The sequence below is a fragment of the Egibacteraceae bacterium genome (assembly GCA_035540635.1).
Classification (GTDB): Bacteria; Actinomycetota; Nitriliruptoria; order Euzebyales; family Egibacteraceae; genus DATLGH01.
In genome coordinates this window covers 1-25208 of record DATLGH010000091.1, presented here as the reverse complement: position 1 = coordinate 25208, position 25208 = coordinate 1, and the positions used below count along the sequence as shown (strand labels likewise).

Sequence of the window (25208 nt, the reverse complement as noted above, 5' to 3'; positions counted from 1 at the left end):
GGCGCGCCGAGAGGAAACCTCGCCCAGCAATTGAGTCGCCGCCGGCGGGGGGCGACTAGCATACGGTGACAGCATGTCCGTCTACCTCGACCATGCCGCCACCACCCCGATCGACCCGGGCGTCCGTCAGGCCATGCGGCCCTACCTGGAGGAGGATTTCGGCAACCCCTCGTCGCTGCACGGTCACGGTCGCGCGGCCCGCGCAGCGGTCGAGGCGGCCCGTGAGCAGGTCGCCGCCGCGCTCGGTGTCGCGCCTCTCGAGGTGCTGTTCACCTCAGGCGGCACGGAGGCTGACAACCAGGCGGTCAAGGGCATCGCCTGGGGCGCCCGTGACGCCGCCCGGGGAGCGCACCTCGTCACGACCGCCGTGGAGCACCATGCGGTCCTCGAGTCGGTCGAGTGGCTCGTCGACCACGAGGGGTTCTCGGCGACGGTCGTCGCGGTCGGCGCGGACGGCGTCGTGGACCCCGACCGCCTCCTCGCCGCGGTCCGCGACGATACGGTGCTCGTCAGCGTCATGGCGGCGAACAACGAGCTCGGCACCATCCAACCGCTCGAGGCGATCGGCCCCGCCCTTGTCGAGCGGGGCGTCCCCCTGCACACCGATGCGGTCCAGGCGTTCGGCCGTGCCCCCCTCGACCTGGACGGCTGGGGCGTCGGTGCCCTCGCGCTGTCGGCGCACAAGTTCAACGGGCCGAAAGGCGTCGGGGTGCTCGTGCTTCGCCGTGACCTGGCCGCCGAGCCGGTCCTGCACGGCGGTGGGCAGGAGCGGGGAGTGCGCTCGGGGACGCTGAACACCCCGGGCATTGTCGGCTGCGGGGCGGCTGCGGCGCTGACCGCGTCGACGATGGACGAGGAGATCCCACGGCTGCGGGCGCTGCGGGACCGGCTGCTCGACGGGCTGCTGGCCGTGGGCGACGTCGCCTTGAACGGGTCGGCCGAGCGGCGCCTGCCCCACAACGCGCACGTCGCGGTCAACGGGTGCGACGGCGAGGCGCTGCTCGTGGCGCTCGACGCCGCGGGGGTCGCCGCCTCGACCGGCTCTGCCTGCCAGTCGGGCGCCGCCGAGCCGAGCCACGTCCTCACCGCCATCGGGGCGGACCCCGACGTCGCCCACCTGCGGCTGACGTGCGGGCGCACCACCACCGAGGCTGACGTCGACACCGCGGTCTCAACGTTCACCGACGCGGTCAAACGGCTGCGCGACGCGGGCGGCGGCTACCTGTAGGAGGCTCGGGTGGCGCTTCCGCCACCGGCGGACCCCGTCCCTCAGCGGGCCGGTGTCGAGGGGGGAGCCGGGGGGGCCACGGAGAGCCCCTGGTTGCGCTTGTGAAAGATTTCACATACGGTAGTGAATGGATTCGCAAGCCCCTGGGAGGGTTCAACCATGACGCCGCACATCGTGATCGTCGGAGCCGGGTTCGCCGGCCTGACCGCCGCACGACGCCTCGGCAGGCGAGGGGGCGGCCAGGTTCGCGTGACACTCGTCGACGCCCGCAATCACCACACGTTCCAGCCGCTGCTCTACCAGGTGGCCACGTCGGTGCTGCAGCCGCAGGACGTCGGCCACAGCGTGCGGGGGGCCCTCCAGGACGTGCCCGGCGTCGGCTTCAGGCTCGGGACGGTCGCCCGCGTGGACTGGGGCGACCGCCGCCTGCACTTCGCCGACGGTGGGCAGCTCGACTTCGACCGCCTCGTCGTGGCTGCGGGCGCCGTCACCGCGGACTACGGGGTCGCGGGTGTGGCCGAGCACGCCTTCGCCCTCAAGGGCCTCGGCGAGGCGGTGGCGCTGCGCAACCACGTGCTGCGCCGGTTCGAGCGGGCGAGCGGGGCCGGCCCCACGGCGACTGACGGTACCTTGACGTTCGTCGTCGCCGGTGGCGGCCCGACCGGCGTCGAGGTCGCTGGGGCGCTCGCCGAGTTGATCCACCGCGTCCTGCGCCGTGACCACCCCGACGTCGACGTCGATGCCGCGCGGGTCGTGCTCGTCGAGCAGGCCGACGCGGTCCTCGGGGGGTTCGCCCCGGTCTCCCAGGCTTACACGATCGCGAAGCTGGAGCGCCTCGGCGTGGAGATCCGCCTCGGGACGGGCATCACCGAGGTCGCGCCGGGCAAGGTCTTCTTCAGTGACGGGGACGTGCTCGCGACCGACACGGTGGTGTGGGCCGCCGGCGTCCGCGCGCACCCGCTGGCCGCCGCCCTCGGGGTCGAGCAGAGCCGGGGCGGACGCATCGTGACCGACCGGTGCCTGCAGGTCCCCGATCGCCCCGGGGTCTTCGCCGTGGGCGACATCGCGGCGGTGCCCGACGGGCGGGGGGGCCTCGTGCCGCAGCTCGCGCCCGCCGCCATCCAGCAGGGCCGCCACGTCGCCGACGACCTGCTCCGCGAGCTGGGGGGGCAGCCACTCCGGGTGTTCCGCTACCGCGACAAGGGCGTCATGGCGACCATCGGGCGCAACGCCGCGGTGGCTGAGCTGCCAGGCCGGCTGCGGTTCCGCGGCCGGCTGGCCTGGGTCGCCTGGCTCGTCCTCCACCTCTACTTCCTCATCGGCTTCCGCAACCGCATGAGCGTCCTGCTCCACTGGACGATCAGCTACCTCACGTCCGAGCGTGGCGCGCGAGCGGTGTTCACCGAGGAGGATCCGCACGCGCGCGCGGCGTGAACCGCGGGGGTCGATACGGCAGAGTGGGCGCCATGAGGGTGCTCGTGGCGATGTCGGGCGGAGTCGACTCGTCGATGACCGCCGCGCTGCTCGTCGAGCAGGGCCATGACCTCACCGGCGTGCACTTGAAGATGGCCGCTGCCCCGACAGGCCCGGCCGGGAGGACGGGCAAGGGCTGCTGCACGCTCGACGACGCCCGCGACGCCCGGCGCGTCGCCGACCGCCTCGCCATCCCGTTCTACGTCTGGGATCTCGCGTCCGCCTTCACCGAGCGGGTCGTCGAGGACTTCGTCACCGAGTACGCCGCGGGGCGCACCCCGAACCCCTGCATCCGCTGCAACGAGCGGGTGAAGTACACCGCCCTGCTCGCCCGCGCCCGGTCCGTCGGCTTCGACGCGCTCGCGACCGGCCACCACGTCCGGCTTCGCAGCGACACGGACGGCCGCGCACGCCTGTACCGCGCGGCGGACCGCGGCAAGGACCAGACCTACGTGCTCTACATGGCGACCCAGCAGGCGCTCGCCCACACCCTGTGGCCCGTGGGCGAGCACACGAAGGCGGCACTGCGGACCATGGCCGCCGAACGCGGGTTGCCGACGGCGACGAAGCCCGACAGCCACGACATCTGCTTCATCCCTTCGGGCGACCTGCGGAGCTTCCTCGCACCCCGCCTCGGCGAGCGCCGGGGCGCGTTCGTGGGTCCCAACGGCGCCGTGCTCGGCTTCCACGACGGCGCCTACCGCTTCACGGTCGGGCAGCGCCGCGGCCTCGGCCTCGGTGGTCAGGCCGAACCCCTCTACGTCACCGCCATCCACGGCAGCGACGTGCACGTCGGGCCCCGTTCGTTCCTGGAGACCCACGACCTCGTGGCCGTGAACCTCTCCTGGGTCGCCGGGCGTCCGCCGCCTGAGGGAACCGCACTGACCGCGCAGGTGCGCTACCGCGGGGCGGCGCTGCCCGCCGAGGCGGTCGAGCTCGGCGGTGGCCGCATCCGTGTGACGTTCCCCGCGGAGCGTCCCGTCGGGGTCGCCCCGGGCCAGGCCGTCGTGCTGTACGACGGCGACGAGTGCCTCGGCGGAGCGACCATCGCCCATTCGCCGGGCGGCGGCACCCCCGAGTACGCTACGGCACCAACCTGGTCGGGCCGGAAGGAGAGCTGAACTCATGGTCTATGTGATCGCAGAGCCCTGCATCGACGTGAAGGACAAGGCCTGCGTTGACGAGTGTCCGGTTGACTGCATCTACGAGGGTGAGCGGATGCTCTACATCCACCCGACCGAGTGCATCGACTGCGCGGCCTGCGAGCCGGTCTGCCCCGTGGAGGCGATCGCCTACGAGGACGACGTGCCCGAGGAGTGGCAGGAGTTCACCGCGATCAACGCCGAGTTCTTCGGCGACGAGGTGACCGGCCTCGGTGACCCCGGCGGCGCGGCCCAGGTGGGCAACACCGGCAAGGACCACCCGAAGGTCGCCGCCTGGGAGTAGCTTTCCGCCCTTGCGCTGCGAGGTGGCCGACGATCAGACACGCCGCAAGGTCGAGGCACTGCGCACCGAGATAGAGCAGCACCGCTACCGCTACTACATCCTCTCCGACCCCCACGTCACCGACGCCGAGTTCGACGCGCTCGTCCGTGAGCTCGCCGAGCTCGAGGCCCGCCATCCCGAGCTCGACCGTCCCGACTCGCCGACGCACAAGGTGGGTGCGCCGCCGAGTCCCGCGTTCGCGGCGGTCACGCATCGCCAGCCGATGCTCTCCCTCGACAACGCCTTCGACCGCGAAGAGCTCAGCGCATGGGTGGACCGCGTCACCCGCGGCCTGGAGGGGGTCACACCGGCGTTCGTCTGCGAGCTGAAGGTCGACGGCGTCGCAATCAGCCTCTCCTACGTCGACGGGCGCCTCGACCAGGCCGTTACCCGCGGTGACGGGCAGAGCGGCGAGGACGTCACCCCCCAGGTGCGCACGATCGCGGGTGTGCCCGCCTGGCTGGAGCGGCCGTCCGACCTCCCGGCCGGCTCCGCCTGGCCTCTGGCGCTGCTCGAGGTCCGTGGCGAGGTCTACTACCCCGTGGCGGAGTTCGATGCCATGAACGCCGCCCGCGAGGAGGCCGGCGAACCCCGCTTCGCCAACCCCCGTAACGCCGCCTCGGGTGCCCTGCGGCAGAAGGACCCCGCGATCACGGCCTCCCGGCCGCTGCGCATGGTGTGCCACGGAATGGGCGCTACCGAGGGCCTGTCGGTGCGCAGCCACAGCGAGTTCCTCGCGTTGATCGGCCAGGCCGGCCTTCCCGTCGCCGCGGAGACGCGCACGGTCGGCGACCTCGAGGGGGTGTGGGCGTTCGTCGAGGAGTGGCGGGAGCGCCGCCACCAGCCCGCCTACGAGATCGACGGGGTCGTCGTCAAGGTCGACGACCACGCCCATCAGCGGCGGCTCGGCTCGACGAGCAAGGCGCCCCGGTGGGCGATCGCGTTCAAGTACCCCCCGGAGGAGCAGCAGACGCTCCTGCGCGACATCCAGGTCAATGTCGGCCGCACCGGCAAGGTCACCCCGTTCGCGGTGCTCGAGCCGGTGGTGGTCGCCGGGTCGACGATCTCGCTCGCGACCCTGCACAACGAGGACCAGGCACGGCTGAAGGACGTCCGGCGCGGCGACACGGTGATCGTGCGCAAGGCCGGCGACGTCATCCCCGAGGTGCTCGGCTTCGTGGCCGCGCTGCGCCCGACGGAGGTCGAGGCCGCCGGTGCCTGGCAGATGCCGACGACGTGCCCGTTCTGCGGCTCACCGATCCAGCGGCTCGAGGGCGAGGCCGCCAGCTACTGCACGAACCTCGACTGTCCCAACCGCCTGCTGGAGTCGCTCGCGCACTTCGCCTCCCGTGGCGCCATGGACATCGAGGGCCTCGGGTACGAGACCGCGAAGCTGCTGCTCGACCGCAAGCTCGTCGCCGACCTCGCCGACATCTACCACCTCGAGCGGGAGCCGCTGCTCGAGCTCGAGCGCTTCGGGCCGAAGAAGGTCGACAACCTCCTGGCGGGCATCGAAGCGTCGAAGTCGCGCCCGCTCGAGCGCCTGCTGGTCGGCTTGAACATCCGCCATGTCGGGGGCAACGTCGCCCGCCTGCTCGCGCGCCACTTCACGACCATGGACGCGCTGCGCGACGCCGACGAGGCGGCGATCGCCGCGGTGGGCGGCGTGGGGCCCGTCATCGCCCAGGCAGCCCGGGGCTTCTTCGCGAATCCGCGCAACGCCGCGCTCGTCGACAAGCTCGCCGCCGCCGGGGTGCGCATGGACACCGAGTTCGTGCGTGGAGCGGCAACCCTCGAGGGCCGCACGATCGTGCTGACCGGCGGGCTCGAGGGCTTCACCCGCGACGAGGCCAAGCAGGCGATCGAGGACCGCGGCGGCAAGGTCACCTCGAGCGTGTCGAGGAAGACGAGCGCCGTCGTCGTCGGCGCCGATCCGGGCACAAAGGCCGCCAAGGCCGCCGAGCTCGGTGTGCCGATGCTCGACGAGGTGGCCTTCGTGCGGCTGCTGGAGACCGGCAACCTGCCCGCCCCCGCCTGACCCGCCCTTTTCCCGCAGGTAGGCGGGGGCCGGCGGGGCCGGGGCGGCAGTGCGCGGCAAGCCGGGGTTGCCGCCAGCCGACCCGCCGGCGCTGCCTCAGGCGTAGCGGCGTTCGAGGTCGCGGTGGCCGGCGAGGTCGACGACGTCGGCGAACCCCTCGAAGGACACGACAAGGTCGGGGTCGTCGCGCAGCGTGCCTTTGGCGCGCAGGACGGCGTACGCGTCGCGCAGGGCGCGGGCGGCGGCGAACAGCCCGGTCAGCGGCGTGACGATGAGGTCGTAGCCGAGGTCGTGCAGCTCGGCGGGCGTGAGCAGCGGCGTGCGTCCCCCCTCGATCATGTTCGCGACTCGGACGACCCCCTCCACCTCGCGGGCGACCCGCTCGAGGTCGTCGACCGTCTCGGGCGCCTCGACGAAAACTGCGTCGACCCCGAGGTCACGTGCGGCCTGGGCGCGGGCGATGGCCTCCTCGAGCGACACTGCCGCCCGCGCGTCGGTGCGCGCGACGACGAAGAGGTCGACGCCTTCTCCGCGGAGGTCGCGCACCGCGCGAAGCTTGCCGAGCCACTCCTGCCGGTCGACGACCCGCTTGCCGGCGAAGTGTCCGCACTTCTTCGGCCACTCCTGATCCTCGAGGAACAACCCCCCGGCCCCGGCCCGGTGCAGCAGCCGCGCCGTGTGCATCGCGTTCAGCGGGTTCCCGTAGCCCGTGTCGGCGTCCACGATGACCGGGCTCGCCGTGTTCGCGCAGACCGCCCGCGCGGTGTCCACGATCTCGGTCTGGGTGAGGTAGCCGTAGTCGGGCATGCCAAGACGCGACGCCGCCACGGAGTAGCCGGAGACGAACAGCACCTCGAACCCGCCCTCCGACGCCAGGCGGGCCGACAGCGCGTCGTACACCCCCGGCATGTTCACCGTCGTGCCGGCGGCGAGCAGGTCGCGGATGCGCTGCGCCGGGCTGCCTGCGTTCATGGGTGCCTGCCTTCCGCGTCGGGTCGCCGCGCACGATACGCCGGGCAGCCGGTGCTCACCCCTCCTCGGCGGGGTGCACCGCGAAGCCCTTGCGCCACGGGCGCAGCACGCGCTCCTCGACGAATCCGGTCGACTCGTACAGCGCCCGGGCCGCCCGCAGCGTCTCGCGGACGGTGAGGCTGACCGTCGTGCAGCCCCGCTTGTGCAGCCAGGCGACGCCGCCGGCGACGAGCGTCCGGCCGATCCCACGGCGGCGCAGGTCGGGCCGGACGCCCACGAAGTCGATGTAGCCCTGGTCCTCGGCCTGCCGTTCCACGACGACGTAGCCGGCGAGGCGTCCGGCCCTGCGGACGACGAGCACGGTGCGGTCGGGGTGGTCGGTGGCGAGCAGGCGGGCCCCGGGCGTGGGCGAGGCGGGAAAGAGGTCGTCGTGGAGCCTCGCGAGGTCGGCGACGTCGGCGTCGGTGGCCGCGACGGCGTCGCCGCCCCCCGCCACCGCGGCCGGTTGCTCGAGCACGAGCACGGCGGACGCCCGCTCGGGCTGGAAACCGTGCGCGTGCGCGAAGTCGGCGAGCCGAACGCTGCGGTCGTCGGGGTTGAGCTCCTCCTCGCGCACGTGCCGGGGCAGGCGCCGGCGCGCGGAGGTGTAGAGGCGGTCGGCCACGGCGCGCCACTCGGCACCCGCCCACACGAAGGGCCCGTGCCACCAGACCCGCGGCGGGTCGTCGCTGTGCTCGGCGGCGAGGAGCCCGACCGGGCGCCCACCGCCGACCGCGACGATCGCCGCCGCCGGCCCTCCGGGCAGCGCGGCGAGCTCCTCCGCGATCGCCTCCGCGCCGAGGGACAGATAGCCGACATGATGCTCGGGATCCTCCTGGAGCCGGGCGATCTGCAGGGCGACCTCGTCGAGATCGCTCGGACGAAGGCTCTGGATAACCGTCACGTCGTCCACCTCGGGTCCGGGTCGGCCACGCAGGTCAGTGTGCCGCCGATCGCGGCATGCTTTGGACGCTGAACCGCCCGCAGGCCCATCGAGGAAGGTGCCGCTGTGAGAAGATGTCTGATCGTCCTGGCCCTGACCGCAGCCGTCGTCGGCGGAAGCGTCGGATCGGCGCTCGCCACGCATGTCCTCCGCGACGTCGCCCACGGGAGCGCGCATGCCGATGCGATCCACTGGGCGCACGCGCACGGGGTCGTGACCGGGTACCCCGACGGGACGTATCGCCCGCGGGCCACGATCACGCGCGACCAGGCCGCATCGATGTTCCTCCGCTACGACCAGCTCGTCGACCGCAAGATCGCGAGCGTGCGCGCGGGAGCGCTGCCCGACCACGCACCGTTCAGCCAGAGCAGCGTCATGCTCGACCCCGGCGGCGTGCACGTGCCCAAGCCCGTCTACGTCGCCGACCGTGACGAGCTGCGGCGCCGTGGCCTCATGGGCGTGCGGGAGCTGCCACGGGAGGGGGGGATGCTCTTCCTGTTCCCGGCTGACACGCGGGGCGGGTTCTGGATGAAGGACACGCTTATCCCGCTTTCCATCGCCTACTTCGACGCGGGCGGGCGGGTGCTCGCCATCATGGACATGGAGCCCTGCACCGCCGACCCGTGCCCCAGCTACGACCCGGGGGTGGCCTACCGGGGGGCTCTCGAGGTGAACCGTGGGCGCTTCGAGGACCTCGGGCTCGCGGGTCCCGGCTGGCGCGTCGACGTGCCCGAGCAGCTACGGCCCTGAAGTGCCCCTGCGCCGGCGTGAGGGCGCACCCTAGAGTGGGAAGGACCGACAGTCTTTCGGAGGTGTCCACGATGGCGACGACGACCGAACGGCGACCCGCGCCCGTCCCGACCGACTCGGAGGACCGCGAGCGGTTCGCCCACATCATCCGTAAGGAGGGCGGGGGAGCGGCGGCGGCGGTGACCGAGGCCCGTGTCCTCGGCCTGCCGGTCGAGGCACTGTGCGGCAAGCGTTGGGTGCCCTCCCGGGACCCGGCGCGCTTCCCGCTCTGCCCGACGTGCAAGGAGCGGGCCGAGGAGCTCTACGGCAGCTGAGCGCCGTGCTCGCGGGGGCTTTCGACCCACTCACCGTGGAGCAGGGTTCCGCAGTCCTGAAGAGGGGCAGCCTGTCGCTTTCAGCCACGCGCGACAGGAGAGGCCCATGAGCGAGACGAGCACCACGGGCGCGGACGCGGCCAACAGCGGCGACGTCATCGACCTCATCCGCGCCGACCACCGCGAGTTCGAGCGGTTGTTCGGCCTGCTACGCGACCGTGGGGAGGACCGGGCGTCGCGCCTGCGCGAGCTCGCCGACCTGCTCGTCGCCCATGCCCTCGCGGAGGAGAGCGAGGTCTACCCCAAGCTGCGGCTCCACGCCCCCGAGGAGAGGGAGGAGATCGAGCACAGCGTCGAGGAGCACGCGGAGGGCAACGAGGCGCTCGCGCGGCTGCAGATGGTCAGCGACGTCACCAGCCGCCAGTTCGACCAGGCCCTCGACGAGCTCGTCGAGGCGGTGACCCACCACATCGAGGAGGAGGAGCGCGACGTCCTGGAACCCGCCCGCGAGAGCGTTCCCGAGCGGACGCGCTACGAGATCGGCGGGGCCTTTATGACCGCACGCCTCGGCTGGCTGAAGACCGGGGCAGGCGCGCCCGAGAAGGTGCGCGACCTGCTCGGCGAGTACCGCGACCGCGGCCTCGTGTAGGCCCTCCGGCCTCGCGGGGCGCAGCCGCGCCGCGTCGACGCCCCCTCAAGGTAGCCGGGCGGGGGTCCTCGCGGTAGCGTCCCGTGCGGACCCGCGACCGGAGGCGAAGCCGTGGCCGACCTGGATGAGGAAGACGTGCGTCACGTCGCGCGGCTCGCACGGCTGGCCCTGACCGAACAGGAGATCGCGAGCCTCCGCGGCGAGCTCACCGACATCCTCGGCTACGCCGAGCAGGTCGGCCAGGTCGCGACCGTCGCCGTCCCGCCGACGGGGCATGCGCTGCGGCTGGCGAACGTCCTGCGCGACGACGAGCCGCGCCCGTCGCTGCCGCCGGCCGAGGCGCTGTCGACGGCCCCCGAGGTGGAGCGCGGCCGGTTCCGCGTGCCGCGCATCGTCGAGGAGGAAGCGTGAGCGAGCTCGTCCGCAAGACGGCGGGGCAGCTCCTCGACCTGCTCGCCGCGGGTGAGGTCTCCGCCGAGGAGGTCGTCCGCGCGCACCTCGACCGGGTGGAGGTCACCGACGGCGCAATCCACGCGCTGCTGCGTCGGCTCGACGACGGCGCCCTCGCGCACGCCCGCGACGTAGACCGGCGGCGGGGGGGAGGCGAACCGGTCGGGCCGCTCGCCGGGGTGCCGGTCGTGCTGAAGGACAACCTCACCACGAAGGGCGTCGAGACCACCTGCGCGTCGAGGATCCTCGAGCACTACCGCCCGCCCTACGACGCCACCGTCGTCGCACGGCTGCGCGCCGCCGACGCCGTGGTGATCGGCAAGGCGAACATGGACGAGTTCGCCATGGGCTCGTCGACGGAGAACTCCGCGTTCGCAAGGACCGCCAACCCGTGGGACCTCGGGCGTGTGCCCGGCGGTTCGTCGGGTGGCTCGGCCGCCGCCGTGGCCGCCTGCCAGGCGCCGGTCGCGCTCGGCACCGACACCGGGGGGTCCGTGCGGCAGCCGGCGGCGTTCTGCGGCGTGGTCGGTGTGAAACCGACGTACGGGCTCGTCTCCCGCTACGGGCTGCTCGCGTTCGCGTCGTCGCTGGACCAGGTCGGCCCGTTGACGCGCAGCGTGACCGACGCGGCGCGGGTCCTCCAGGTCATCGCGGGCAACGACCCCTACGACGCCACCTCTCTGCCGGGCGCGGCGCCGGACCTCGTCTCGGGCCTCGAGGAGGGCGTGGACGGCCTGCGCATCGGCGTGGTGAGGGAGTACCAGGGCGAGGGCAAGGACGACCAGGTTCGCGCGCGTGTCCGGGAGGCGATCCAGCGCCTGGAGAAGCTCGGCGCGGAGGCGTTCGAGGTGAGCCTGCCCCACGCCACCTACGGCGTCGCCGCGTACTACCTCATCGCGCCGAGCGAGGCGTCGAGCAACCTGTCGCGCTACGACGGCGTGCGCTACGGACTGCGCGTGGCCGGTGAGACGACCGAGGAGATGATGGCCGCGACGCGCGAGGCGGGATTCGGCCCGGAGGTCAAGCGCCGGATCATGATCGGAACCTACGCGCTGTCCGCCGGCTACTACGACGCCTACTACGCGCAGGCGCAGCGGGTGCGCACCCTCATCATCCGTGACCTCGAAGCCGCGGCGGGGCAGTGCGACGTGCTCGTCGGGCCCACGACCCCGTCGACGGCTTTCGCATTCGGCGAGAACCTCGACGACCCGCTGTCGATGTACCTCCAGGACGTCTACACGAACACCGCCAACCTGGCCGGCGTCCCTGCGGTGTCGCTGCCGATCGGGCTCGACGAGCTGGGCCTGCCGGTCGGGCTGCAGATCATGGCCCCGACATCCGGCGAGGCGACGATGCTGCGAGTGGCGCGGGCGCTCGAGGCCGACCTCGGGTTCGACCCCGTCCCCCGCGGGAGCCACGCGGTCGAGGCGCCACGCTGACGTCCGTTGCAGGGCCGACGACCGGAGGCAGCACCCCATCCCGGAGGGACCCATGATTGAGCAGGCCACCCGCTTCGAGGCCGTGATCGGGCTCGAGGTGCACGTCGAGCTCTCCACGCGCACGAAGATGTTCTGCGGCTGCGCGACCGACTTCGGCGGCGAACCCAACACCCGCACGTGCCCCGTCTGCCTCGGGCAGCCCGGGAGCCTTCCGGTCACCAACCGCGCCGCCGTGGAGTCCGCGATCCGGCTCGGACTGGCGCTCGGCTGCGCGATAGCGCCGTCCAGCGAGTTCCACCGCAAGAATTACTTCTATCCCGACATGCCGAAGAACTACCAGATCTCCCAGTACGACGTGCCGATCTGCGGCCGGGGAGAGCTGGAGATCCCCCTGTCCGGTGGTGACACGCGCCGGGTCGGCATCACCCGGGTGCACATGGAGGAGGACACCGGCAAGAGCCTGCACGTCGGGACGTCGGGCAGGATCCACGGTGCCGACTACTCCCTGATCGACTACAACCGGGCCGGGATCCCGCTGCTGGAGGTGGTGTCCGAACCGGACCTGCGCGCCGCCGACGAGGCCCGCGCCTACCTTGCCGAGCTCCGGGCGGTCGTGCGGGCCCTTGACATCAGCGACGCGCGGCTCGAAGAGGGATCGATGCGCTGCGACGCGAACATCTCCCTGCGCCCGGTGGGGCACACGGTCTTCGGCACCCGGGTCGAGGTGAAGAACATGAACTCGCTGCGCAGCCTCGGCCGTGCCATCGACTACGAGATCGACCGGCAGACCGACCTGCTCACCGCCGGCGACCGTGTCGTCCAGGAAACCCGCCACTGGGACGAGGACGCGGGCGCGACCTCGACGCTGCGGGCCAAGGAGGAGGTCTTCGACTACCGCTACTTCCCCGAGCCGGACCTGGTGCCCGTCGAGGCCGACGCGGCGTGGGTCGAGGAGCTGCGGGCGGCCCTGCCGGAGCTGCCTGCCGTGACGCGGCAGCGGCTCACCGAGCAGCACCACATCCCCGCCGAGCAGGTCGCGACGCTGGTGGAGGCCGATCTCGTAGCCCTGCTCGAAGACGCGGTCCGTTCGGGTGCCGGCGCCGGTGAGGCGGCCAACTGGCTCACCAACGAGGTCATCGGCTGGGCCGTCGGACACGGCGTGCCGCCTGCCGAGGCGCCGATCGACGGTCGCGCCCTCGCCGAGCTCGTCGGCCTCGTGCGCGACGGCACGCTGTCGACGAAGCTCGCTCGTCAGGTGCTCGAGGACGTGCTCGCGGGCGCCGGCTCCCCGTCGGCGGTCGTCCGTGAGCGCGGGCTCGAGCAGATCTCCGACACCGGCGAGCTCGCCGCGCTCGTCGATCTCGCGATCATCGAGAACGCGGCCGCCGCGGACCAGGTGCGGGCGGGAAACGCCAGGGCCATCGGCGCGCTGGTCGGCGCGGTGATGAAGGCGTCGAAGGGGCAGGCCAACCCCCGCATGGTGAACGAGCTGCTGCGGGAGCGGCTCGCCTGAAGGGCTAAGGTAGCGGTGCTGCGCACCGGAGCAGGGGTGCACGCACCCAAGGGCAGCGGTGCATGAGGGGCGTTGATGCTGGAGTCCACGACGGGATCGGTCGTCGTCGGTGACCTGCCGATGACCCGGACCGTCGCCGCGCTCGACGCCGTGCACGGCGCGGTCGACATGGTGCTCGACCGCTTCCTCGACGAGCGGGTCGCCGGCCTGTCGGCGCTCGACCCGGCGCTCGCACCCATCGGCGACGAGATCGCCGCGCTCGTGCGGGCCAGCGGCAAGCGACTGCGACCCGCGTTCGTCTACTGGGGCCACCGGGCGACGGGGGCCGCGCACGACGAGGTGGTGTTCGGGCCCGCCGCGGCCGTCGAGCTGCTCCACACCTTCGCGCTCATCCACGACGACGTCATGGACCGCTCGGCCGAGCGCCGCGGGCGCCCCGCCGTCCACGAGGGGCTGGCGCGCACGCACGACCGCGAGGGACTCGACGGGGACCGGTCGTGGTTCGGCATAGGAGGGGCGATCCTCGCGGGCGACCTCGCCTTCGTGTGGGCCGACGAGCTCTTCGACGCCGCCGAGCTGCCGCCCGACGTCGTCGCGCACGCGCGCAGGGTCTTCACCCTCCTGCGCATCGAGGTGATGGCCGGCCAGTACCTCGACCTGCGGCTGGCCGGGCGCCTGGACGCGAGCGAAGGGGAGTCGCTGCGCGTGGCGCTGCTGAAGTCCGGCCGCTACACCGTCACCCGGCCGCTGCAGCTCGGAGCCGCCGTGGGCAGGGGTTCGCGCGTCCTGGACGACTCCCTGTCCGCCTACGGGGACGCGACCGGTCTGGCGTTCCAGCTGCGCGACGACGTCCTGGGGTTGTTCGGTGATCCCTCCCACACCGGCAAGGGCGCCCTGTCCGACCTGCGGGAGGGCAAGCGCACGCTGCTCATGCTGAAGGCGCTCGACCGGGCCCGCCCGGCGGAGCGCGACGTGCTCGCCGACTGCCTCGGCAACCCAGGCCTCGACGAGGACGCGGCAAGCCGGGTGCGCGAGATCGTCGTCGACTCGGGCGCCCTCGCCGCCGTCGAACGGCTCCTCGTCGAGCAGCAGGCACTGGCCCACCGGGCTCTGGCCGGTGTGGCGCCGCCTGCGCGGCAGGCGCTCGAGGAGCTCGCCGAGTTCGCGGCGAACCGGACGGGCTGAAGGACGTGCCGGGCCGCGTCGTGGTCGTCGGCGCCGGACTAGGCGGGCTTGCCGCCGCGGTCCGGCTCGCCGCAGCCGGGGCGTCGGTGACCGTCGTCGAGCGCGAGCCGCGTCCCGGTGGTCGGGCGGGACGTCTCGAACGCGACGGGTACGCCTTCGACACCGGGCCGAGCGTGCTCACGATGCCGGCGCTGCTCGACGAGCTCTTCGCGTTGGCGGGAGCATCGCGGGCGGACCACCTGCCGTTGACCCGGCTCGACCCGGCCTACCGCGCGTGCTTCCACGACGGTTCGCAGCTCGCCGTGCGCGGCAACCTCGAGGCGATGGTCGACGAGGTACGCGCGGTGTGCGGCGCGGCGGAGGCCGACCGGTTCGTGCGGTTCGCGCGACGGCTGGGTGAGCTCTACGAAGCCGAGTACGCCACCTTCATCGATGCGAACTTCGACTCGCCCCTGGACCTCGCGCGGCCGGTGGCCCTCGCCCGGCTCGTCCGCCTCGGCGGCTTCCGCCGTGTGCACGGGCTCGTGTCGAGCTTCCTCACCGACTGGCGCCTCGTGCGGCTGTTCACCTTCCAGTCGATGTACGCGGGGATGAGCCCCTACGAGGCGCTCGGGATCTACGCGGTGATCGCCTACATGGACGCCATCGCCGGCGTGTTCTTCCCCGCGGGCGGCGTCTACCGGGTCAGCGAGGAGCTCGCCGCCCTCGCCGTCCGCATGGGCGTCGACCTGCGCCTCGACACGCCGGTGGACGCCGTCGACACCACGCACGGACGCGCGAGGGGCGTGCTGCTCGCCGGCGGCGAGCGACTGACCGCCGACGTCGTCGTCTGCAATCCCGACCTCCCGGTGGCCTACCGCGACCTCCTGCCGCCCACGGCGACGCCTCGACGGGTCCGCTCCCTGCGGTACTCGCCGTCGTGCGTGGTCGTCCACCTGGGCCTCGACGCCCGCCTCGACGGAGCCGCCCACCACAACATCCACTTCGCCAGGGACTACCAGGCGTCGTTCGACGACATCCTCGCCGGACGGATGCAGCGCGACGCGTCGTGGTTCCTCAGCGTCCCGACCGTCACCGACCCCGGGCTCGCGCCCCCCGGCGGCGAGGTGGCCTTCTACCTCCTCCCGACGCCGAACCTGCGCGGCGACCCGATCCGTTGGGCGGCGCAGGGGCCGCGTGAGCTGGCGGTTGCGCAGCGGCGGCTGGAGGAGGCCGGCTACGGCCCCGCCCGGGCCGCCACCGTCACGAGCGAGGTCGTGACCCCCGAGGACTGGGCAGCGCGCGGGATGGCGGCGGGCACGCCGTTCGCCGTCAGCCACCACTTCTTCCAGACGGGGCCGTTCCGTCCCGCCAACGTCGCTCCCAAGGTTCGCGGCGTCGTGTTCGTCGGGTCGTCGACCATCCCGGGGGTCGGCGTCCCCATGGTGCTGCTGTCCGGGAAGCTCGCAGCCGAGCGCACCCTCGAGCGGCTCGCGGACATGGTTCCCGGGTGATGGCGGGGGAAGGGCCGTGGTGACCGGTGCGCGCCCTCACCCAGGGCCGAGCGCTCACGTCGGCACGCTGCGGGCCGGTCGGCCTGAGCCCGGACGGGCCCTGTCCCCGCACCGGTCGACGGGCGGCTACCGGCATCCCCCGCCCGCACCGGCGTTCGTCGGCGGGCGGGTCGGCGTGTCGGTCGAGCGCAGCTACGAGCTCTGCCGGCGGCTGCACGCGGCGCACGGGCGGACCTTCTACTTCGCTACACGGTTCCTGCCGGCGGAGCGCAGGCGCCACGTCCACGCGCTCTACGCCTTCGCCCGGTACGCCGACGACCTCGTCGACCACCTCGCCCTGTCGTGGGACCCAGCGCGGCGCCGCAGGTCCTTCGAGGCGTGGATCGATGAGTTCCGCGTCGCCCTCGCCACGGGGCGGACGAGCGAACCCGTGCTCGTCGCGGTGCTCCACACCGTCGAGGAGCTCGCGATCCGCCACGACGACCTCGAGGCGTTCCTGCGCTCCATGGCCATGGACCTCACCGTCGCCCGGTACCGGACCTACGCCGACCTGTCCGCCTACACCTACGGGTCGGCCGCGGTCATCGGATCGATGATGCTGCCCGTGCTCGGCGCGACGCACCGCGACGCCCGGGCCCGGGCCATGGACCTCGGGGTGGCCTTCCAGCTCACCAACTTCCTGCGCGACGTCGCCGAGGACTGGGACCGCGGACGGATATACCTGCCGCTCGAGGATCTCGATCGCTTCGGGGTCATCGAGCATGACTTCCGTCTGCGCCACGTGGGCCCGGCCTTCCGCCGGCTGCTCGCCTTCGAGATCGCGCGGACGCGGGCCCTGTACCGGCGTGCCGAGGCTGGCTGGGCGATGCTGCCGCCCGCGAGCCGGACGTGCATCCGGGTCGCCCACCGCCTCTACGCGGGGATCCTCGACGCCATCGAAGGCTGCGACTACCAGGTGTTCCGGGTCCGGGCGACCGTCCCAGCGCGGAGCAAGGCCGCCGTCGCCTTTACAGAGGCGGTGCTCGCTCCGCGCCGATGACTCCGCGGGGCGAGGCCCTCAGGCGAGCGCCTTGCGGACCGCGGCGGCGATCCCCGGGCCGTCGAGACCGAGGTTTGTGAGGATCCGCGCCGGCTTGGCATGCGGCAGGTAGGCGTCGGGCGTGCCGAGGTGTGCCATCCGTGGGGCCGTCCGGGCCTCGTCGAGCGCCGCGACGCCGTCGGCGATCGCCGAGCCCACGCCGCCGACCGCGACGCCGTCCTCGACCGTGACGACGAGGTCGTGCGCCGCCGCGTCCCGCAGCATCTCTGGGTCGAGTGGCTTGCAGACGCGCACGTCCCACAGCGACACGCCGACGCCGTCGGCGTCAAGGTGCGCGGCGGCCTCCTCGCACGACTCCACGAGCTTGCCGACGGCGAGGATGCACACCTCGGCGCCGGCGCCCGAACGGATGCGCCGGGCGCGCAGGCCGGATCCGACCTCGTCGGGCCCGACCGTGCGGGCGCGTCCTTTCGGGAACCGCACGGCCACCGGGCCCTCGAGCTGGACCGCGTCGGCGAGCATGCGGCGGAGCTCTCGTGCCGAGGAGGGGGCGAGCACGGTCATGCCGGGGATGCGCAGGCACAGGGCGAGGTCGAGCACCCCGTGGTGTGACGCGCCGTCGTCCCCGGTGATCCCCGCGCGGTCGAGCGCGAACACGACCGGCAGTCCGTGCAGTCCCACGTCGAGGTTGGCCTGGTCGAACGCCCGCGAGAAGAAGGTCGAGTACACCGCGACGACCGGTCGGAGACCGCCCATGGCCATGCCAGCGGCCGCCGTGACCGCGTGCTGCTCGGCGATGCCGACGTCGAAGACCCGGTCGGGGTGGCGGGCAGCGAGGGGCAGCAGGCCGGTCGAGCCCGGCATGGCCGCGGTGATCGCCACGAGCTCGGGGCACTCCTCCGCCAGGGCGAGGAGGGTCTCGCTGAACACGTGGGTGTAGCTCGGGGGCTCCTGGCCGCGGGCCCGGCCGGTGAGCGGGTCGAACGCGGACGTGTCGTGCAGTCGCTTCTCGACGTCGGTCTCCGCGGGGGAGTAGCCCCGCCCCTTGTGGGTGCGCACGTGCACGACGATCGGGCCGTCGTAGGCGGCGGCGTGGCGCAGCACGTGCTCCATCTTCGCGACGTCGTGGCCGTCGATCGGGCCGACGTAGCGCACGCCGAGCGCCTCGAAGAACGTCGGCGGCTCCTCCGCGACCTCGCGCAGGGCAGCCTTCGTGCCCCGCAGCCACGAGCGGGCCATGCCGGCCGCCGGTCCGGGCAGGCGCCCCAGACGCGCCTCCCAGCGCTTGCTCGCCGAGACGTAGGAGGGGTTCAGCCGCAGCCGCGACAGGCTCTCGCCGAGGCGGGAGACCGTCGGGGCGTAGGAGCGCCCGTTGTCGTTGAGGATCACGACCACCCGCCGGCCGCTGTGTCCGAGGTTGTTGAGGGCCTCGTAGGCCATCCCGCCGGTCATGGCCCCGTCGCCGACGACCGCGACGATCGTGCGCTCCTCGTCACGGGCATGCGCTGCGGTCGCTAGCCCGTGCGCGTACGACAGGATGGTCGACGCGTGGCTGTTCTCGACCCAGTCGTGCGGCGACTCGGTGCGCGACGGGTAGCCGGACAGCCCGTCGGCCTGCCGGAGGCGGTCGAAGCCGTCGCGCCGGCCGGTGACGAGCTTGTGCACGTACGCCTGGTGCCCGGTGTCCCAGAGCACCACGTCGCGGGGCGAGTCGAACACCCGGTGGATGGCGAGCGTGAGCTCGACGACGCCGAGGTTCGAGCCGAGATGCCCGCCGCTGCGGGCGACGGCGTCGACGATGAAGGCGCGGATCTCCTCGGCCAGCGTGGCGAGGTTCCCGGCGTCCAGGGCCCGCAGGTCACGCGGCGAGCTTATGTGGTCGAGCAGCATTGACGTGGGCCTCCCGGCGCGGCGGTCACGAGGTCCAACCTAGCGCCCCGCCGGCCGCGGTGATGGGCGAACGGCCAGGCCCGGGCCGGCGGAGGCGAGCCGCTACAGTGCCAGCCACCGCGCACGCCCGGGCGTGCGCGACCAGCTCGGAGGAAGCGTGGAGGACGAGGCCGCGTCCGGCATCGAGGACCGCAAACGCGACCATCTCCGGCTGACCCTCGGCGGGGACGTGGGGTTCGCCACGCTGCGCACCGGCCTCGACGACGTCCGCGTCGCCGCCCGCGCCCTTCCGGAACGCGACCTCGCCGAGGTGGACCTCGGGCTGGAGGTGTGGGGACGCCCGCTCGCCGTGCCCCTGCTCGTGTCGTGCATGACGGGCGGCATCAGCGAGGCCGGGCCGGTCAACCGGGCTCTGGCGGAAGCCGCCCAGACCCACGGCGTCGCCTTCGGGCTCGGTTCCGGCCGAGTCCTGCTCGACGACCCTCAACGGGTGGCGGGGTTCGCGGTCCGAAATGTCGCCCCCGACATTCTCGTGCTCGCGAACCTCGGAGCCGTGCAGCTCCACGAGCGCGACACCGACGACTGCCGTCGGCTCGTTGCCGCCTGTGCGGCGGACGCGCTCGCGCTCCACGTCAACGCCGTGCAGGAGGCGGTGCAGCCCGGCGGTGACACCACCTTCGGCGGTCTCCTCGAGCTCGTCGCGCATCTGTGCGCGTCGCTCGAGGTGCCGGTGATCGTCAAGGAGGTGGGCTTCGGCATGGCGCCCGAGGACGTGAGACGGCTGGTCGAGGCGGGGGTCGCGGGCATCGACGTCGCCGGTGCCGGCGGGACGAACTGGGCGCGCGTCGAGGGCCTGCGCGACGACCGGGCAGGCCGGGTGGCGGCAGCGTTCGCGGACTGGGGCTGGCCCACCGCGGCGTCCGTGCGCGACGCGCGTGTGGTCCTCGACGCCGCGGACGCCCCCCCGCTCCTCGTCGGCTCGGGGGGCATCCGCCACGGGGTCGACGCCCTGAAGGTGCTCTGCCTCGGCGCCGACCTCGCCGGCGTAGCGCGGGGGCTGCTCGCCGCGGGCGCCCGGGGCCCCGACGCGGCGATCGACGCCGTCGGGGTGCTCGTCGAGCAGCTCCGGGTGGGCGCATGGGCCGCTGGCGCGGAATCCGCCGCCGACCTCGGCCCCGCCCTCCTCCAGTAGCCGCACGCTCGCAGGCCGCCGGCTACGGGCGCTGAACGCCCCTGAACACGAGAATCATTCGGACACATCGGCTGCTGGTCTTCTGGCTGGCCAGGCCCTGTGCTACAAGGGGTTGCCCGGCCTCCCCCGGACGATGTTGGCCGGACGAGTTCGCAACGAAGCGGTAGACGCTATCATATCACGGATGGACGCCCACTAGTCACGCTTAGTCACTGTGGCCGCCCGTCAGATAACCCACAGGAATCACATCGGAGACACTGTGAAGAAACTGTCACCCCGCGCCATGGCCCTGCTCACCACCATCGCAGGCCTGCTCTGCACCGGGTTCGCGAACAAGAGCGCTTGGTAACCTAACTCTCACTCTGGAGGGGTTGGGGAGCCTCTCCCGCGTTGAGCCGTCCCCACCGCGAGGGGGCGCACGACCTGAGGAGGGCAGGTGACCGCCGGGGCCCCGCGAACGACGCAGGACGCCCGGTACCCGCTGGCCTTTCGCGTCTATCTGGGCCTGCTCATAGCCGGTACGGCCGTCTTCCTCCCCGCTGGAATCGGCGAGGCCGTCCGCAATCCGCTGCAAGCCGTCCTGTGGATCGGCTTCATCGCAGGCGCGAACCTCCTTGTCATCCCCATGCTGCCGAAGCTCGACATCGACGCGAGCCTCGGCGCGCCCGTTGGCGTCGCCGCCGCCGTTGTCCTGCCGCCGCCCTTCGCCATGCTTGTGAACCTCATCGGCTTCACGAACGAGCGCGAGCTGCGTGGGCAGGCGCAGCTGTGGATGTCGGCGTTCAACCGCACGCAGATGGGCCTCACTGCGGCGGCCGCCTCGTATGCCGCCATGGCAATGCCCGGCCCCCGCGTGGCCGTCACGCTCGGGGCCGTCGTCGTCTACAACGTCGTGAACACCGTTGCGGTGGCCCTCAGTCTCTGGACGCGGGGGCTGGCCCGCCTGCCCAAGGCAACGGTCGAGTCGGCGGCACCCTTCCCGCGGTTCGCCGTCGACTACGTCCTCGTGGCGCTCCTGGCAGCCTTCGTCGTCATCGCGTACGACACCGTCGGCGTGTGGGCGGTGGCAATGCTGGCCCTGCCGCTCCTCATCGGCTACAGCGCCCTGCGGTCCGCCCGGGAAGCCGAGGACCGGGCCGAGCAGCTCGCCGCGCGGGTGGCCGACCTCGAGACGCTCAACAGCCTGAGCGCCGACCTGCTGACCGTCCGGGACCGCACCCAGCTGCCCAGGAAGGCGGCGGAGGCCCTCCGCAACGCCCTGGCGACGCGCGACGTGGAGGTCACGCTGAGCGGGGAAGGCCGCAGCGACCTGCGGACCGTGCCGGTCCTCGGCGCCGAGCCGGCGGCCGTCCGGGTGCCCCACGACCTCGACGACAGCGCCTTGGCGGTCGTGGAAGCCATCGCCGGCTTGATCGGCATGGCCGTCCAGCGCCTCGAGCTCGAGCGCGAGCTCAGCGAGGTCGAGCGGGCACGTGCGGCCTTGTCGGGGCGCATCCTCGAGGAGGGCACCCGCGAGCGCAGCCGGATCGCGTTGGAGATCCACGACGAAGTCCTGCCGTACCTCGCCGCAGCCGGCATCCAGGCCGACAACGTGCGGTCCGCGCTCGTCGCCGGGGACGAGGTGGTCGCCGACCGGCTGGCGGACGCCACCCGCGAGGCCGTGCACGACGGCATCACGCGCCTACGCCAGGTGCTCGACGCGCTGCAGCGCCAGATCGTCGTGCCGGGCGGGTTGCGCCCGGGGCTCGTTGACGCCCTGGAGGAGCTCAGGCTGAAGCACGGCGTCGACGGCGAGCTGCGGGCGGAAGACCCCCTGCCTCCGCTACCCTTGGCGGTGGAGATCCTCGTCCTGGAGACGGTCCGTGGCTGTCTGGCCAACGTCGCCCTGCACGCACGCGCGGACAGGGTCGAGGTCTCTCTGGCGGTGAGCGAGCGGTTCATCGCCGTGGACGTCCGCGACGACGGCTGTGGCTTCGACCCCACCGCCACCGACCCGGGCAGCCACGGTCTTGCGCTCATGTCCCAGCGTGTTGAGCTGGCGCGCGGCAGGTTCACCGTTGACAGTAGTCCTGGACGTGGAACGACGGTGCAGGTGGAGGTGCCGGTGTGAGTGCAAACGGGCCAGCCCTTGAAGGCCAGAGTCCCACAAGCAGGGACGCCCCCAGCGGCGTCATCCGCGTGGTCATCGCCGAGGACCATGGCGTCGTGGCGGACGGGGTGGCCACCATGCTCTCCTTCGAGGAGGACATGGAGGTGATCGACATCGTCACCTCCGGCGAGGCGCTCGTCGAGGCCGTCGACCGCCACCGGCCGGACGTCGCGCTCGTGGACGTGAACCTCATCGGCATGGACGGGCTCACGGCCGTGCGCGAGATCGAGGCGCGGGGCATCCCCACCCGCGCCATCGCGCTCACGATGTTCACCGACCACGACACGGTCACCCGGTCGGTGGCGGCCGGGGTGGCCGGGTACCTGCCGAAGAACGTCCGGCGTGAGGAGCTCGTGCAGGCGGTGCGCGCCGTCGCCGCCGGCAAGGGGTTCCTGCACCCGGACGTGACCCGGCCCTTCCTCGAACGGGTCGGACCCCTCGCCACGCACGCGGGGCTGACCCCCCTGTCCAACCGCGAGCAGCAGGTGCTCGAGCAGCTCGCCACCGGCCGTTCGACGCGGGAGATCGCCGAGGCGCTCGGGTTGGGTGACGAGACGGTGAAGAGCCACCTGTCGCGCATCTACGCGAAGCTCAAGGCCAACGACCGGGTGCAGGCCGTCGTCACGGCCATGCGCCACGGCCTGGTGCGGTGAGTGGAGCGCCGACGGCCCGTCGGACGAGGGACACCGTCTGCGGGCGGAGGGGGCGGGAACCCACCGCCCGCATGGTGCCTCGAAGTAGTCCTGAGTTTGCCCCGCACGGTCAGCCGCCAACCGCGGTCGTGAGCCATTCTCCCCGCTCGGGAGCGCCTCACGCACCGTGGTGAGCGGTGATATGGCCCCGTCCCACCGAGTTGACAGGTTCCTGTCTCCTGCCACACTACACCCGAGCGGGTGCGCCCGCGAGAATCAATGGGCCTCGGGACCAGGGTTTCGGGGCCTCGAGTACGACGAAGCAGCGATGAGCGCTGCGGAAGGGGAACGGCGATGAGCGCTGCGCGCGATGTGCTCGTATCCCCGGCGCGCCTGGGACCGGCCTGACGCCGACGAACCCCCCCAGGCGCACCTCTCGGTTGCTACCGCCCGAGAGGTTTTTTGTTTGACGGCACCGACGCGAGATGAGGCGCAGCACCATGGAGATCACTGGAGCGCAGGCGGTCATCAAGTCCCTTGAGGCCGCGGGGGTGGAGGTCATCTTCGGTCATCCGGGCGGCGCGATCCTGCCCGCCTACGACCCGCTGCTCGACTCGTCGATCCGCCACGTCCTCGCCCGCCACGAGCAGGGAGCGGGGCACATGGCCGAGGGCTACGCCCAGGCGACGGGCCGCGTCGGCGTCGTCATGGCCACGTCCGGGCCCGGTGGCACCAACCTCGTCACGGCGCTGGCCGACGCCTACATGGACTCCGTGCCGATCGTGGCGATCACCGGCCAGGTGCCGACCGGAGCGGTCGGCGGCGACGCGTTCCAGGAGGCCGACATCACGGGCATCACCATGCCGGTGACGAAGCACAACGAGATGGTCCGCAGCCCCGAGCGCATTCCCGAGGCGATCGCCGAGGCCTTCCACATCGCCTCGACCGGCCGTCCGGGTCCTGTGCTCATCGACGTGCCGAAGGACGTCCTCAACGCCCGGGGCGGCTTCGCCTATCCCGAGCGCGTCCACCTTCCCGGCTACAAGCCGACGGTGCGCGGTCACCAGAAGATGGTGCGGGAAGCCGTCCGGGAGGTGCTCGCCGCCCACCGTCCGGTGATCTACGCCGGTGGGGGGATCATCAAAGCCGGCGCGCCCGACGAGCTGCTCCGTCTCGTCGAGCTCACCAATCTCCCCGTGGTCACCACGCTCATGGCCCGCGGCGGGTTCCCCGACAGCCACCCCAACCACCTCGGCATGCCGGGCATGCACGGCCACTGGACCGCGGTCACGGCAATGCAGGGCGCCGACCTCATCATCGCCCTCGGGGCCCGATTCGACGACCGTGTCACGGGTGACCTCACCACGTTCGCCCGCGGGGCACGGGTCGTGCACGTCGACATCGACCCGGCCGAGATCGGCAAGAACCGCGAGCCGCACGTGCCGATCGTCGGTGACTGCCGCGTCGTGATCGGGCAGATCGCCGACGCGCTGCAGGAGGCCTACGACGAGGGCGCCGACCCGGCCGACCTCTCCGGCTGGTGGGAGACCCTGCGCGACTGGCAGCAGGCGCATCCGCTGCGCTGCGAACAGCAGCCCGACGGTCCCCTCAAGCCCCAGACGGTCATCGCCGCCATCGGCCGCAAGCTCGCGGGTCAGGGCATCGTCGTCACGGGCGTCGGCCAGCACCAGATGTGGGCCGCGCAGCACATCCGCTACGAGCGCCCCCGCACCTGGATCAACTCCGGCGGGCTCGGCACGATGGGGTTCTGCGTGCCGGCCGCGATCGGCGCGAAGGTGGGCCGCCCCGAGACGACCGTGGTCGCCATCGACGGCGACGGCAGCTTCCAGATGACCCTCCAGGAGCTCGCCACGGCCAAGACCGAGGGCGTGCCCGTCGTCTTCTGCGTGATCAACAACGGCTCCCTCGGCATGGTCCGCCAGTGGCAGGAGCTCTTCTACGCTGAGCGCTACTCCCAGGTCCACCTCGGCTACGTTCCGGACCTCGTCAAGCTCGCCGACGCCTTCGGGATGCCCGGTTTCCGCTGCGACAAGCCCGAGGACGTCGAGGCGACCGTCGACAAGGCGCTCGCCGTCGGGGACACCCCCACGCTCGTGGACTTCCGGGTCGACGTCACCGAAAAGGTGTTCCCGATGGTGCCGGCCGGCAAGAGCAACGACGACATCGTCGAGTCGGCGGAGGAGTGGTACGCGAAGGTCGCCGCCGGCGCCCGGGGTGGTGCCGGCGAGCCGGGTGGTGCCGGCCTGCCCGACCATCTGCGCGAGGGCAACGTCGTGTGAGGCCGCAACGCGCCTCCGGTACCCTCTCCCCGTGA

At 72.6% G+C, this 25208-nt stretch carries 21 protein-coding genes; 18 read left to right on the top strand and 3 right to left on the bottom strand.

Features of this window, described 5'->3' with window-relative positions; translation table 11 throughout:
* Positions 1-73: 73 nt before the first annotated feature.
* From VM324_14325 to ligA, 5 genes are all read left to right on the top strand, one after another.
* Positions 74-1228 (top strand): cysteine desulfurase family protein, encoded by a 1155-nt coding sequence (locus tag VM324_14325; GenBank protein HVM00466.1) that lies wholly within the window; start codon positions 74-76, stop codon positions 1226-1228.
* 159 nt (positions 1229-1387) lie between these two features.
* Positions 1388-2662, top strand: coding sequence for an NAD(P)/FAD-dependent oxidoreductase (locus tag VM324_14320; GenBank protein HVM00465.1), 1275 nt, complete (start codon positions 1388-1390; stop codon positions 2660-2662).
* 32 nt (positions 2663-2694) lie between these two features.
* Entirely contained in the window at positions 2695-3822 is a 1128-nt protein-coding gene (gene mnmA, locus VM324_14315) for a tRNA 2-thiouridine(34) synthase MnmA (protein ID HVM00464.1), read from the top strand.
* Positions 3823-3826: 4 nt separating this feature from the next.
* The gene (gene fdxA / locus VM324_14310) at positions 3827-4147 is read left to right on the top strand and encodes a ferredoxin (protein ID HVM00463.1); all 321 of its coding nucleotides are present in this window, start codon (positions 3827-3829) and stop codon (positions 4145-4147) included.
* Between the two features lie 10 nt (positions 4148-4157).
* The gene (ligA, locus tag VM324_14305; protein ID HVM00462.1) at positions 4158-6224 is read left to right on the top strand and encodes an NAD-dependent DNA ligase LigA; all 2067 of its coding nucleotides are present in this window, start codon (positions 4158-4160) and stop codon (positions 6222-6224) included.
* Between the two features lie 96 nt (positions 6225-6320).
* On the opposite strand, the gene VM324_14300 is transcribed toward ligA, so the two are convergent.
* Complete coding sequence (locus VM324_14300; GenBank protein ID HVM00461.1) at positions 6321-7196, bottom strand: isocitrate lyase/PEP mutase family protein; 876 nt, start codon at positions 7194-7196, stop codon at positions 6321-6323.
* Between the two features lie 55 nt (positions 7197-7251).
* Positions 7252-8139: a GNAT family N-acetyltransferase gene (locus tag VM324_14295; protein ID HVM00460.1), complete on the bottom strand. Its 888-nt coding sequence runs from the start codon at positions 8137-8139 to the stop codon at positions 7252-7254.
* Between the two features lie 105 nt (positions 8140-8244).
* Here VM324_14295 and VM324_14290 point away from each other — a divergent pair, with 105 nt between their 5' ends.
* From VM324_14290 to VM324_14250, 9 genes are all read left to right on the top strand, one after another.
* Positions 8245-8928 carry a DUF192 domain-containing protein gene (locus VM324_14290; GenBank protein HVM00459.1) on the top strand — a complete coding sequence of 228 codons (684 nt, stop codon included), beginning with the start codon at positions 8245-8247 and terminating at the stop codon, positions 8926-8928.
* Between the two features lie 71 nt (positions 8929-8999).
* On the top strand, positions 9000-9242 hold the full coding sequence (locus tag VM324_14285; protein HVM00458.1) for a DUF3039 domain-containing protein: 243 nt from the start codon (positions 9000-9002) through the stop codon (positions 9240-9242).
* 106 nt (positions 9243-9348) lie between these two features.
* Entirely contained in the window at positions 9349-9891 is a 543-nt protein-coding gene (locus VM324_14280; GenBank protein HVM00457.1) for a hemerythrin domain-containing protein, read from the top strand.
* Positions 9892-10002: 111 nt separating this feature from the next.
* Positions 10003-10302 (top strand): Asp-tRNA(Asn)/Glu-tRNA(Gln) amidotransferase subunit GatC, encoded by a 300-nt coding sequence (gene gatC, locus VM324_14275; GenBank protein ID HVM00456.1) that lies wholly within the window; start codon positions 10003-10005, stop codon positions 10300-10302.
* Positions 10299-11780, top strand: a complete 1482-nt coding sequence (gene gatA, locus VM324_14270; protein HVM00455.1) for an Asp-tRNA(Asn)/Glu-tRNA(Gln) amidotransferase subunit GatA — start codon at positions 10299-10301, stop codon at positions 11778-11780. Before gatC ends, gatA begins: the two co-directional genes overlap by 4 nt.
* 52 nt (positions 11781-11832) lie before the next feature.
* A complete protein-coding gene (gatB, locus tag VM324_14265; protein ID HVM00454.1) occupies positions 11833-13293 on the top strand; it encodes an Asp-tRNA(Asn)/Glu-tRNA(Gln) amidotransferase subunit GatB in 1461 nt (486 codons plus the stop codon).
* Between the two features lie 75 nt (positions 13294-13368).
* Complete coding sequence (locus VM324_14260) at positions 13369-14478, top strand: polyprenyl synthetase family protein (GenBank protein ID HVM00453.1); 1110 nt, start codon at positions 13369-13371, stop codon at positions 14476-14478.
* A gap of 5 nt (positions 14479-14483) precedes the next feature.
* Positions 14484-15971, top strand: coding sequence for a phytoene desaturase family protein (gene crtI / locus VM324_14255; protein HVM00452.1), 1488 nt, complete (start codon positions 14484-14486; stop codon positions 15969-15971).
* A gap of 19 nt (positions 15972-15990) precedes the next feature.
* Positions 15991-17010, top strand: a complete 1020-nt coding sequence (locus tag VM324_14250; protein HVM00451.1) for a phytoene/squalene synthase family protein — start codon at positions 15991-15993, stop codon at positions 17008-17010.
* An 18-nt stretch (positions 17011-17028) separates the two neighbouring features.
* Here VM324_14250 and dxs read toward each other — a convergent pair whose 3' ends face one another.
* Entirely contained in the window at positions 17029-18900 is a 1872-nt protein-coding gene (gene dxs / locus VM324_14245; protein ID HVM00450.1) for a 1-deoxy-D-xylulose-5-phosphate synthase, read from the bottom strand.
* A 157-nt stretch (positions 18901-19057) separates the two neighbouring features.
* Here dxs and fni point away from each other — a divergent pair, with 157 nt between their 5' ends.
* The 4 genes from fni to VM324_14225 all read left to right on the top strand — a co-directional run bounded on the left by fni (position 19058) and on the right by VM324_14225 (position 25173).
* Entirely contained in the window at positions 19058-20092 is a 1035-nt protein-coding gene (gene fni / locus VM324_14240) for a type 2 isopentenyl-diphosphate Delta-isomerase (GenBank protein HVM00449.1), read from the top strand.
* Between the two features lie 436 nt (positions 20093-20528).
* On the top strand, positions 20529-22202 hold the full coding sequence (locus VM324_14235) for an ATP-binding protein (GenBank protein ID HVM00448.1): 1674 nt from the start codon (positions 20529-20531) through the stop codon (positions 22200-22202).
* A 68-nt stretch (positions 22203-22270) separates the two neighbouring features.
* Positions 22271-22894, top strand: coding sequence for a response regulator transcription factor (locus VM324_14230; GenBank protein ID HVM00447.1), 624 nt, complete (start codon positions 22271-22273; stop codon positions 22892-22894).
* A 464-nt stretch (positions 22895-23358) separates the two neighbouring features.
* Positions 23359-25173 (top strand): acetolactate synthase large subunit, encoded by a 1815-nt coding sequence (locus tag VM324_14225; GenBank protein HVM00446.1) that lies wholly within the window; start codon positions 23359-23361, stop codon positions 25171-25173.
* Positions 25174-25208 lie beyond the last annotated feature (35 nt).